The sequence below is a fragment of the Oleiphilus sp. HI0128 genome (genome assembly GCF_001635365.1).
The window spans coordinates 1-10259 of the sequence record NZ_LWGG01001360.1; the positions used below are offsets into that span (position 1 = coordinate 1).

Genomic DNA, 10259 nt, shown 5'->3' on the forward strand with positions numbered 1-10259 from the left:
TAAGCAGGTATTGTCCTCTTTCAAAGGTAGCTTTGTGACGTTTGAAGAAGAGTTTCTAAATGCTCAGCAGCAGGGCGATACAGAGTTAATGTCACGCCTTGCTCACGGCTTGAAAGGCAGTGCCGGGAATATCAGAGCGTCATCTCTATCGGCGAAGGCTGCTGATCTTCAGCATAAAATAGATCTAGGTGAAGCTCCGGGTTTACTTGCGGAAGAGGTAATCTCTGGCTTAGCTGCTTTGATTTGTGAGATTGATGCTGTCACGACAGGGTAGGTCATTTTGAAAAACTTGCTAGATCAATGGAAGGACGCTGAAGCCTGGCTTTTAGCCTCACCAAAGCCCTCAATGAATCCCCTTATGTCTTTGCTTCGGGACGCCCTTCGAATTCTTTATGTTGTGATCCGTGATATCGCTACCGGGCAAATAACGCTTCACGCAATGAGTCTTGTTTATACGACGATTCTTTCGATTGTCCCTATGCTGGCCTTGAGCTTTTCAGTTTTGAAAGCTTTCAATGTACAAGACCGTTTTACCCCGATGCTCTATAGCTTCCTTGAACCGATGGGGGCTAAAGGCATCGAAATACATAATAGTGTTTTGTCCTTCGTCGATAATATGAAGGTTGGTGTACTGGGCTTTCTTGGTTTTATTATATTGTTCTATACGGTTATCTCCCTAATCCAGAAGATAGAAAAGGCATTTAATACGATTTGGTTCGCACCGGAATTGCGTTCCTTGGGGCAGCGTTTCAGTAACTACCTGATCGTTGTGCTGGTTGGTCCAGTCTTGGTGGTTGCTGCTATTAGTCTAACCGCGTCAACAATGAATTCCAGCCTGGTTCAAAGTATCGCTTCAATTGAACCCTTTGGCACGGTGATCTTAATGATGACCAAACTGATGCCTTTCTTTATGATTATTCTGACATTTACCATGTTTTATATTCTAATGCCAAATACTCGAGTTAACTTTAAAAGTGCTTTGGTGGGCGGTGTCGTGGGTGGAAGTGCGTGGCAGGCTTCAAGCATTCTCTTTACGGCCTTCGTCGTAAATTCGTCTAAGTACGATGCGATCTATTCCGGTTTTGCCGTCGGTATTTTGTTACTGATTTGGTTGTACGTAAACTGGCTAATTTTACTGCTAGGGTCGAGTATTGCGTTTTATCACCAACATGAAAGCCATATCACAAAGGAGCAGGAGTTAGATCCTTCTCCGGAGGTCAGCGAAAAAGTTGGGCTCGATATTATGGTGAATATTGCACGTAGGTTTGAGTCAACAGAAAGTCCGGTTCTTCAAGTAGATATCGAACATCTACATACGATCCCAGCGGTTGCGAGCCGAAAAATTATCGATAAGTTGATTGCAGGCGGCCTACTTATTGTTGCGGGTGAAAAGGCCGATATGTTAGTGCCAGGCCATTCCACAGATCAGATTAGTGTAGCTCAAATATTACGGGCTTTGAGAGGGCATGAAAGTATGTGGAAATATAAGCATATCAAGCTTTCACCAGAAGTTAGCGACATCGCAGACAAACTTCATCAAGACATCAATAAAAGTTTCGATAATGTTTTGTTACGAGACTTAATCAAGGCGAAACAAATCAATAGTTGAATGAAGCCTTGTTTGAACTATCTTTAGGGCTAGCGTGCGAAAGCGACAAAAGCAAAAGAGAAAATTGGGGTGTTTAACTTGCCGGGTTGTTCCGTCTAATAATAACAGGTATGACAGACGAGTAGAAAGCGGTTAAATCGGATAGGTTGTGTGAATAGCGAAGGATAATGAGCATGAAGCAGAAGAGCATACAAAAAAGTAAACTGGTTAAAGGTATCGCACTTGCGGTCTTATTTGGTGGTGCAGTCAATGCAGTTGCAGGATATCAAGGGCATCAGCCGGGGGCGATTCTAACCTTAGGTAAAACTACTAATCCTAATTCATTATTAGCGTTGGGGAATAATCCTGCTTCGGGAGAGTTGTTGGTTGGCGATGAAGAAAGCCTTCGCTTAGGCTACTTTAGCTCACTAGGCTTTGGTTTAGAGTTAGGCGACTTAAATAACGTTGAAGATGATATTGAAGAGCTTGAGGAAATTCTGGATAGCGAGAATCTAACACTTGATCAAGCTTTGGACGCAAAAGATAAATTTGACGCCTTGCTACCCGTTTTAGGCGAGAAAATGAATATTGCCTGGAACCTAGGGTTTGAGGCACCTTTAGCTCCAATTGCTGTTCGCAGTGATTTTCTTGGTGGTGTTGTTGGTCTAAATGTTAGTGCGGGTTTGCTAACAGATATTATCTTTTTAGATGCGCCGATGGAAATACAGAATTCAGGTAGCGACGTGAGTTTATCGACCGATAGCTCTTTATACGTAAAAGCTGCAGGTCTTGTAACGGGTACCGTCGGCTATAGCCGAGAAGTATGGCAACCACCGGTGTTGGATTCAAAGCTGTATGGTGGCGTCAATGTAAACGTTTATCATGCGGTCTTGAATAAACAGGTTGTTTCGTTTGAAGGTGTTGCAGACGATTCAGATGATGACATCATGGATGTCGTTATGGATGAGTTTGAAGAAAATAACGCGACGGTTACCGCGGTAGGTGTTGATGTCGGAGCAATATGGACCTTTCCAAACGGGCAGGTAGGTTTGACCATTGCCAATATTAATGAGCCTGAGCTTGAGTATGGCGAAATTGGCGTTAATTGTGGCTCTTTGAGCGGCTTACGTCAGAAAAACTGTTTGGCTGCTCAGGCATTTTCGGATGAGATTTCTCTGAAAGAAACCGCCGTCTTAAATGCTCAAACTACTATTGAAGGTGCTTTTTTTACAGAAGACCGTCAGTTTTTAATTTCAGGTGCATATGATGTTAATTCTGCCTTTAGTCTAGTTGGACGTGAAAGTCAGATATTAAGTGGCTCAGTAAGCTATTTCCCGAACAGTTACATTATTCCGACACTTAGACTTGGTGCTGCCAAGAACCTGGTTGGGAGTGAGCTAACAACATTAGGGGTAGGTACCACTTTATTTGGAATGGTTAACCTAGATCTATCAGGTAGCTTGGATACGATCGAGCATGACGGTCAAGAAGTTCCTCGTTATATTGGCTTTAACATTGGTATTGAAGAAAAATTTTAGGAGAGTGAAAGATGGGAATTAAAAACGAACATAGTTATCTAAGCGCAAGTAAGGGATTTAAGATTGCGGCACTCTCTGCGGCGGTAGCAATTGCCTCTGGTTGTAGTAGTCCTGACCACCCTGATAATGGTTCACCTGTAGAAAGAACGTCAATATCTGGGGTAGCAATTGATGGGTACCTAGCTGGTGCAACTGTTTATGCTGATATCAATGAAGATGGGCGACAAAATGCTGGTGAGCCTTCAGCTACGACAGATAGTGAAGGGTTCTTTACTACATCGAGTGACGGTACAACTAACTATTGTGAATCAGCTGCGACAGAAAAATATTGCTTGCAGCTAAAAGGTGATGTTCCAGACGAAGTGGTGCTTAGAACCTATGGCGGGTTTGACATCTTTACGGGCGAACCTTTCATTGGTGAACTATCTGCACGCGTTTCACCTGAAGTTGATGGGAAAATTCCTGATCAGATGATTACGCCTTTAAGCTCTGTGATGGTTGAAGGGGGGAGTGCGACCCTAGGGAATTTGATTTCTGATCCGAGTTTACTTGATGACGACTTCTTATCAGGCTCTGACTTTAACTCCGAGGCTGCAAATAAAGCCTATTTATTACATAAGATTGCAGTCATCTTTGCAGATGTTTTTGAGGAAAAGTATGACGTATTTGGTGAAGAAAGCTTCTTTCCAGATAGCTCTTCAACCTTTATATATGAGCAATTCGCTGACCAATTAGCGGGTAGTTCTGCAATTGATTCAACGATGATTGCTTCGGTATTTGATGCGGTTAATCAGCAAATTATTGACACTTATAATGACAATGAAGACGATGATTCAATTTCTAACCAAATAAGCGGTGCAGAAAGAACGGCAGCTTTAACCGATGTGGCGGATATTCTTGGCTTGGTTAATGCTGCGATCCCCTCAAGTCCGAGTGACCCAGATGCGGTCGATGCTGATAGTATTCGCGCTAGAATGATCGGTGTTGAAATGGTCGTGACTCAGATGATCAATGATGAGGATTCGGCTCTAATCGACGATGCTATTGATGAAGCGCTGGATGTTGGTGGTCCGCTATATGATGCAATTGGCGACGGGACAGACGTAGATTTTAGCACCTTAGTGGGTGTCGACTTCTCTGCTGGTACAATTGACTATGATGGTGTCAGTGTCACGGGCGGCGTGACGTTTGGCGACTTAGCAGGCAAGGAATTGTTTGTTGAATACAGTGATGACGAAGATAATGTTGAAGGTGCTGCGCTCATTTTGTTTGAAGAAGATGAGAACTTAACCGGTACTGGTGAGTTGAAGCTGTGTATTCGCTATTCTGAAGACGGCGCCTTTGACGGCCAGTTTTCGGATGAAGGTAATGACGGTAGTTTAGAAACGGATGGTGCATTATTCGATGCGGGAGAATGGACCGCTATTGATGATCGTCGTCTTATCCTTAATGTATTAGGTGGTTTTGACTTTACATTGATTAGTCGTGGTCAAGATAGTAGCCGAAACATTTTTAGCCTGTCCTATACCGGAGAGTCACGTACATGGGATACGGACCAGTCGTTAGAGGATATAGCGGTTGATGGTGATTCTGCTCAGATGAATTCTCACGAAGACTGTCAAGCTCGATTAAATAACTTATCGAATGATTTGTCTTAGTCCTGAATAGGCTCTAAGAGACTTAGTTCGGTTTAAGTATTTGAGCTGAACTGAAGGGAAAAGAAAAGCCCGGCCCTAATGATGGGGCCGGACTTTTTTATGCAATTAAAATATCCAATACTTTCTATTTAGCGGCTCGCTTATCTTTAAACTCTTCAATAAGCGAAATTAAAGCTGGAATAACAAACAAGATAAGAATCGTCGCATATGCCAGGCCAAATGAAATACTGACAGCCATAGGGATCAGGAACTGAGCTTGAAGTGAGGTTTCAAACAGAAGCGGTAATAAGCCAGCAACAGTCGTCAAAGAGGTCAGCATAACCGCTCTGAGTCGCAGGCATGAAGCATCGACAATAGCCTGTTTGGCGGGCTGGCCTTGTTCTCGTAACTCTCGATAGAAGGTGACCAATATTATCGCATCATTGATAACGATGCCTGATAGGCCAAAAAAGCCAAACCAAGAGAGCATGGTTAGGTCAATGCCTAGCAGCCAGTGACCCAGTATCGCACCCGATATTCCAAGAGGGATCGCAAGCAATACTGCGACAGGCCAAGAGTAGGAACCAAATACCCACGCCAGGATAATATAGATTAAGGTAAAGCCTATGGCTGCGCCTAGCATCATATCTTTGCCGGTCTGGGCTTGTTCTTCAGCCCTGCCTTTCAAGTCTATTTTAATACCGTACTCGATGGACAGATTAGGTAAAAACTCTTCTTGTAGCTCGGCGATTATCTGGTTGGCATTATTTAAGTCGGGGTTAACGCTGGCGGTGACGTGCAGACCAAGCTTACCTTCAGTATGCCTAACCAGTTCTAAGCCTTTTCTATGGGTCAAGGTGACGACATTGCTTAGCTGAGCAATATCACCAGAGGGTGTAACGAGAGGGAAGTTGTCGAGAATACGAGAGTAGTTGCGCTCTTCATCGGGAAGAATAATCCGAACCTCGATCTCTTCATTCTCGTCATAGAATACTTGTAAAAGCTGGCCGTCGAAGGCCGCTCGTAATTGTCTGCCAACATCCGAGACGGTGAAGCCAAGCGCTTCTCCCAGAGGCGTAAGTGAGTAGATAAATTGGTTTTTACCAAAGGGTAGGTCGTCTTGGATATCACGCACGCCGACATAGGTTTTTAGCTTGGTCGCCAGGTCCTCACCCGCTTGTTTGAGTACCGAAGTCGCTTGCCCAGTGAGGAATATATCGACGTCTTTACCCGGTGGACCACCTCGTGGGCTAGATATGCTCAGCTGCTCTACGCCATCGGGTTGGTCGATGAAATCGTTCCAGGCTTCAATAAATTCGGGGTTTCTTATATCGCGAGCGTCTGGTGTTAAAAGTTCTACGTGAACGGAAGCATATTGTTCACCCGTGGAGTAGTTCTGGCCACCATCGAAGCTGGCCTGGTTAATCCTAAGAACACTATGAACGACCAGGCTATCAGCATCGCCCATGCGTTGTTCCTTGGCGAATTTTGCATCGGCTTGTTGCAAGGCTTGCTCCATGTGAAGGCCGAACTCGCGTACTTTTTCAGGCGGTGTTCCTGAAGCAAACTTAACGTTGCCAAGTAATATATGGCTTTCAGGTTGGGGGAAGAAGTCTGACTTGACCCGGCCCGAGGCAATCAGAGTGATACTGACAGCCAGGATCGCGACGGATAGACAAAGAATAACGCCTCGATTCTCGATCGATTTTTCGGATAAAGGGCGGAAGAAATTATCCCGAAAGCGATTAAAACCTTGATCGATTTTTTCCCGATATGAACCCGCTGCATTGGCTTTAAAGGAGCGCTTAAAGGAATGATTTAAATGACCTGGTAAGACGAGAAAGCACTCAATTACAGAGGCGATAATGACACAGATAATTACTAGTGGAATGTCGAACAGAATGTTGCCGATAATGCCGCTAATGAGCATCAATGGCAGGAAGGCAGAAACGGTTGTCAGCGAAGAAGATAAGACTGGCACGAACATCCTGCGAGCACCGCCTTCAGCAGCACGTAGAGGGTTTTCACCTTTGCTATAGTGAGTGAGGGCATCTTCGCCTACAACAATTGCATCATCGACAATGATGCCCAGCGCCATGATTAGCGCGAACATGCTGACCATGTTGATACTGCCGCCAACGAGGTAGAGTATTGCAAGTGTGCCCATAAATGATATTGGGATACCGACAGCAACCCAAAAGGCCACACGACCATTGAGGAATATGAATAGGATGCTGACCACTAGAATCAAGCCGCCTAGGCCGTTTTTGATTAGCAGGTTAATACGGTCCTCAATTAGTACGTAGGCTTCATTATAAGCGTGTAACTGAACAGTTTGAGGGAGTAGGGGCTTTGTGTCAGCCAACCAGTTATTAAGAGTCTCAGCTGCTTTCAAAGTGTCGGAAGACTGGGTGCGAAGAACTCGTAACAAAACAGCAGGCCTGTTTTGATAAAAGACCTCTATTTGATTGTCTTTATTACGTTGTTGCACCACCGCGATGTCTTCGAGCTTAATGGGTTCGGCAGAACTTCCGCTTAGTATGGCCAGCTGTTCAAAGCCACTTTCACTTCTTCGCTGTTCAATGCTTCTAAGTTCTTTGGCTGCTTCACTTTTTCCGCTGGTACCTGCTGGGATATCCTGACTGGCATTGAGTATTTGCTGGCCGAGTTGGGGAAGTGACATTTTTAATGCGCTGATCTGTTTGCTATCAACCTGAATGGCTATCTCTTGAGATGGCAGGCCAATAAACTCGACTTTTGCAACGCCTCTGTCTAGTAGTTCTCTTTCATACTGGTAGGCAAGTGGGCGTAGTTCTTCTAATGTGCCATCCGAAGAAAGAATGATGGTTGCAACGTCCTCATTTAACGAAACTTTTGATACTTCGGGCGTTTCAGAATCAGAGGGAAGGTTTCTTACCAGGTCAACGTATTCTTTAACTTGGTCGAGGGCCAAGCCCATATCACTGCCTTCATCATATTCCAGGACGATGACGCCAGCGCTTTGATAAGACGTCGAACGCATTTCTTTCACGTAATCTAGATTGCGCAACTGCTGTTCTAGCGGTGTGACAATCGACTTGGCCACATCTTCTGCACTGGCACCTGGCCAGGTAACGCGGACGATGACGTAGTCGGGTTCGAAGTTTGGTAAGAACTGAGTGTTAAGTTTGATTAGTGATACCGCACCTGCAAGCAGCATAATCAGCATGAGCAGGTTGGCTGCTACTTTATGTTGAGCAAAGCGGCCAATTAAATCTGAGCGGTGATCACCTGGGTTTTGTTCGTGATTTACAATGCTCATTCTTAGCTACGCTCTTTAACTTTTAGACCGGAAATTGCATTGGGGAGCTGGGTTGTTGTGACCTTATCGCCATCGCCTAGATGCTTACTACGAATAATGACTCTGTCTTGAAGAGTCTCTTCATTTGCAGAATTCGTGCTAAGACTTAAAAGCTGTTTTCCTAATACTTCAATATTTAGCGATTGAAGCCGTCCCTCCTCAATACGATAAATTCGATTTGTTCCATAGATTGCCGACACGGGTAGAGTGAATACGTTTGTTAGTGCTGGCATATCAATGCGTAATCGTAATGCTTTGTTTAGAATCAAGTTATGCTCTTCGCTAGCAGGTCTAAATAGAGCATCGACACCGCCATTGCTGAGACTTGCCTGGCCAGATAAGCGCAGAAGTTGTAATGGTATTTCTGATTGATGGCTAAGTGCCGTGGCTTGGATGTTGATACCCTGTTGCAGTGCATCACTAATAAGTGCCAGATATTTGTCGGGTACTTGAGCGCGGAGCTCCATATTCTTTCGGTCGTAGAGAGAAACCAGTGCTTGTCCCATTTGTATTCGCTCACCCGGAGCGACCTTAACACTTGTGACAATACCGTCAAAAGGGGCTCTGATCTGAGCGCGCTCAGCATCGATTTCTGCGTCTTTCAGCAAGGTGAGGGCTCGTACTTTTTTAGCTTGAAGCTGCTTTAAACGATTAGGGTGGTCGGCAATATTTAGCTTTCGGGCATTGACGGATAAAGCTTGCTGAGCACGGCTAGACTCGGCACTATCGTAGCGTTCCTGTGCGACCAGGTTAGAAGCTTTTAGTTTTGCCTGACGGGCCAGTGCTTGCTCGGCAATTTCTAGTAATCGTTTTTCTTCAACCAGAGAATCCTGATCGGTTTTAAAGCGTAGCTTCTCTGCATCGATTAGAGCATCTAGCTCATTAATATCAGCTTGCCGCTGTGCCAGGGTAAGTTCGATTTCGCGAGCATCGAGTTGGACCAGTAGGTCGCCCATTTTTACGCTAATTCCTTCTCGCACTGGAACTTGCATTACGTCGGCAGTGATCGCAGCGCTTAATGTTGAGTCGAAAGGCGATTCAACCCGTGCCAATAGTTCGACTTGAGGCTGCGCCTGGGTTTCCTTAAGTATGATGCTTGATACTAGCCATTCCTTTTCTTTTGTTTCTTTTTTGGGTGGTTTGGGCTTAGAAACGACGAGCGCAAAAATGATCAAGGCTGCCACCGCTAGGATAATGACAGGTAAAAACCAGCTGTGCTTTTGGCGGAGGTTCTGGAATGTGTTCATTGTGTTGATTCCACAGTGTTAAAGGAATAAAAGCTTAAGTAATCTTGAGTCTAATCTGAGTATTTTTAATCTTTCACTTGGCTAGAGCAGCTTAGGTATTAAAGTCCCCCCAGAGCCACTGAAGCAATGCCAGGCACGCTACAGGGGCTGTTTCTGTACGCAATACTCTTGGGCCGAAGGTGCTTGGGATAAACTTATTATCACAGGCCATGCTGATTTCAGCTTCACTTAACCCCCCTTCAGGACCAATAAGAATATTGACATGGCCAGGGGCGGGGGAGATATCAGATAAACGTTGGCGGTCTCTGTGGTGTAAAACCAAAGACAAGCCCTTAGATGATTGTTGCTGAACCCAGTCATCGACATTCAATATCGGATGGACGGTCGGCACCGTTGCGCGCCCACATTGTTCAGCAGCGCTAATTGCAACCTGTTGCCAGTGCTGAACACGTTTGCTTGCACGTTCATTGTTAAGGCGCAATTCGCAGCGCTCACTATCTAAGGGTGTAATCGCATTAACGCCCATCTCAGTACTCTTTTGGATGGCGTAGTCCATTCGGTCACCCCGAGACATGACCTGGCCGATATGGGTCTTAAGTTTAGATTCACTGACAGCATTTTCAGCGATGCCGATACTAGTAGCGAAAGACTTTTTGCTAGTTTCCTGAATGGTAGCGGGGTAGAACTTACCGTCGCCATTAAAAAGCCTAAGCTGGTCACCAGCTTTCATTCTAAGCACTTTTAAAAGGTGCTGCGCTGCTTGGCCCTCGATTACGGTATTAGAGGATGCTTCGAGAGGCTGATCAACATAAATATTCGGAATGCGCATCGTGCGTTTTACCAGCTCAGTGATTAAGTAAAGAGAGTTTCCTTATTTAAAAGGCAGCCTATTATGAATAATGATGATAT

The 10259-nt window shown here is 45.0% G+C and carries 7 protein-coding genes; 4 read left to right on the forward strand and 3 right to left on the reverse strand.

Translation table 11 applies throughout. The features are described from left to right. The 4 genes from A3763_RS22550 to A3763_RS22565 all read left to right on the forward strand — a co-directional run. On the forward strand, window positions 1-274 hold a 274-nt coding region (locus A3763_RS22550; protein ID WP_156495269.1), incomplete at its 5' end, for an Hpt domain-containing protein. 6 nt (window positions 275-280) lie between these two features. After that, complete coding sequence (locus A3763_RS22555; RefSeq protein ID WP_156495270.1) at window positions 281-1609, forward strand: YihY/virulence factor BrkB family protein; 1329 nt, start codon at window positions 281-283, stop codon at window positions 1607-1609. A gap of 173 nt (window positions 1610-1782) precedes the next feature. After that, on the forward strand, window positions 1783-3126 hold the full coding sequence (gene traF, locus A3763_RS22560) for a conjugal transfer protein TraF (protein ID WP_068514887.1): 1344 nt from the start codon (window positions 1783-1785) through the stop codon (window positions 3124-3126). 11 nt (window positions 3127-3137) lie between these two features. Next, on the forward strand, window positions 3138-4784 hold the full coding sequence (locus tag A3763_RS22565) for a hypothetical protein (protein ID WP_068514890.1): 1647 nt from the start codon (window positions 3138-3140) through the stop codon (window positions 4782-4784). A 124-nt stretch (window positions 4785-4908) separates the two neighbouring features. Here A3763_RS22565 and A3763_RS22570 read toward each other — a convergent pair whose 3' ends face one another. The 3 genes from A3763_RS22570 to A3763_RS22580 all read right to left on the reverse strand — a co-directional run bounded on the left by A3763_RS22570 (window position 4909) and on the right by A3763_RS22580 (window position 10179). Next, entirely contained in the window at window positions 4909-8064 is a 3156-nt protein-coding gene (locus A3763_RS22570) for an efflux RND transporter permease subunit (RefSeq protein ID WP_068514892.1), read from the reverse strand. Window positions 8065-8066: 2 nt separating this feature from the next. Beyond that, window positions 8067-9350 (reverse strand): efflux RND transporter periplasmic adaptor subunit, encoded by a 1284-nt coding sequence (locus A3763_RS22575; RefSeq protein ID WP_068514895.1) that lies wholly within the window; start codon window positions 9348-9350, stop codon window positions 8067-8069. A 91-nt stretch (window positions 9351-9441) separates the two neighbouring features. Continuing rightward, window positions 9442-10179, reverse strand: a complete 738-nt coding sequence (locus A3763_RS22580) for a 16S rRNA (uracil(1498)-N(3))-methyltransferase (RefSeq protein WP_068514899.1) — start codon at window positions 10177-10179, stop codon at window positions 9442-9444. Window positions 10180-10259 lie beyond the last annotated feature (80 nt).

Excerpts from the sequence above, each read along its gene's own strand:
- A3763_RS22570 (WP_068514892.1), bottom strand. The coding sequence starts at position 8,064 with ATGAGCATTGTAAATCACGAACAAAACCCAGGTGATCACCGCTCAGAT.
- A3763_RS22565 (WP_068514890.1), top strand. The coding sequence starts at position 3,138 with ATGGGAATTAAAAACGAACATAGTTATCTAAGCGCAAGTAAGGGATTT.
- A3763_RS22580 (WP_068514899.1), bottom strand. The coding sequence starts at position 10,179 with ATGCGCATTCCGAATATTTATGTTGATCAGCCTCTCGAAGCATCCTCT.
- A3763_RS22575 (WP_068514895.1), bottom strand. The coding sequence starts at position 9,350 with ATGAACACATTCCAGAACCTCCGCCAAAAGCACAGCTGGTTTTTACCT.
- traF (WP_068514887.1), top strand. The coding sequence starts at position 1,783 with ATGAAGCAGAAGAGCATACAAAAAAGTAAACTGGTTAAAGGTATCGCA.